This window comes from Dankookia rubra (assembly GCF_004355005.1).
In the GTDB taxonomy this organism is placed as follows: domain Bacteria; phylum Pseudomonadota; class Alphaproteobacteria; order Acetobacterales; family Acetobacteraceae; genus Paracraurococcus; species Paracraurococcus ruber_A.
The window spans coordinates 1-1319 of sequence record NZ_SMSJ01000267.1 but is presented as its reverse complement, the minus strand read 5'-3'; the positions used below and the strand labels follow the sequence as shown (position 1 = coordinate 1319).

Sequence of the window (1319 nt, the reverse complement as noted above, 5' to 3'; positions counted from 1 at the left end):
CGGCAGCCCCGGGCCGCTGCGCCGCGATCGGCGTCGCCGCCGCCGCGGCCCGGCCGGCCAGCGCATCCGCGACCGCACTCATCCGCCCGGACGCCCTGCCATGGCCTCCGCCAGGTGCGCCGCCATGCGCGCCCCCGCCCGCCCGTCCCAGAAGGGGATCGGCCGCGCCCGGGGCCATTGGCCCTCCAGCGCCGCCGCGACGGCCGCCGGCAGGGCGGCCGGCGCCACCAGGCGGCTGGTGCCGGCGGCCAGCGTCACCGGCCGTTCGGTTCCCGGCCGCAGGGTCAGGCAGGGCAGGTCGAGCGCCGTCGCCTCCTCCTGCACCCCGCCGCTGTCGGTCGCCACCAGCCGGGCCCGCGCCAGCAGGCCGAGGAAGTCGAGGTAGGGCAGCGGCGGCAGCGCCAGCACGCCCTTCGGCAAGGCGAGGCCCGCCGCCGCCAGCCGGGCGCGGGTGCGCGGGTGCAGCGGCCAGGCCAGCGGCAGCAGCGCGGCAGCCCGGCCGATCCCCGCGAGCAGCGCCGCCAGCGCCGCCGGGTCGTCCACGTTGGCGGCACGGTGCAGCGTCACCACGCCGTAGTCGCCCGGCACCAGCCCCGGCGGCAGCGTCCGGGCGCGGGCTGGCCCCAGCCCCCGCCGCAGCGTATCGACCATGGCATTGCCCACCGCCCGCACCGCCGTGGCGGCGTGGCCCTCGGCCAGCAGCCCGGCGGCGCTGGCCTCGTCCGGCGCCCAGAGCAGGCTGGAGACGGCATCGATCGCCCGGCGGTTCAGCTCCTCCGGCATGTCGGGGTCGTCGCCGCGCAGCCCGGCCTCCAGATGCGCCACCGGCAGGCGCAGCTTGCGCGCCGCCAGCGCCGCGGCCAGCGCGCCGTCGACGTCGCCCGCCACCACCACGAAGGCCGGCCGCCGCGCCGCCCAGGCATAGTCCAGCGCCATCAGGGTGCGGCCGGTGGTCTCGGCATGGCTGCGGCCCTGCACGCCCAGCGCGATCTCCGGCAGGGGCAGGCCGAGTTGCGCCAGGTGGTCGCCGAACATCGCGGGGTCCTGGTGCTGGCCGGTATGCAGCAGCACCGGCCGCAGCGGCAGGCCGACCTCCGGCAGCGCGTGCCACAGCGCCGCCAGCTTCGGCAGGTTGGGCCGCGCCGCGGCGACCAGATGCAGCTCCTGCATGCTCACGCCGGCACCAGCGCGGCGCGGGCGGGGGAACGGGCGGCGGCCTCCACCACCTCGCAGAAGCGGGCGGCCAGCAGCCGGCGGTCCCAGCGGCGCTCGGCCCCGGCCCGCGCCGCGGCGCCCATCGCCGCGCGCCGCGCCGGGTC

General features: G+C 80.1%; 1 protein-coding gene. It reads right to left on the bottom strand.

Features of this window, described 5'->3' with window-relative positions; all coding sequences use genetic code 11:
• Nucleotides 1-78: 78 nt before the first annotated feature.
• Nucleotides 79-1170 (bottom strand): non-hydrolyzing UDP-N-acetylglucosamine 2-epimerase, encoded by a 1092-nt coding sequence (wecB, locus tag E2C06_RS36470; protein WP_241671635.1) that lies wholly within the window; start codon nt 1168-1170, stop codon nt 79-81.
• Nucleotides 1171-1319: the final 149 nt, after the last annotated feature.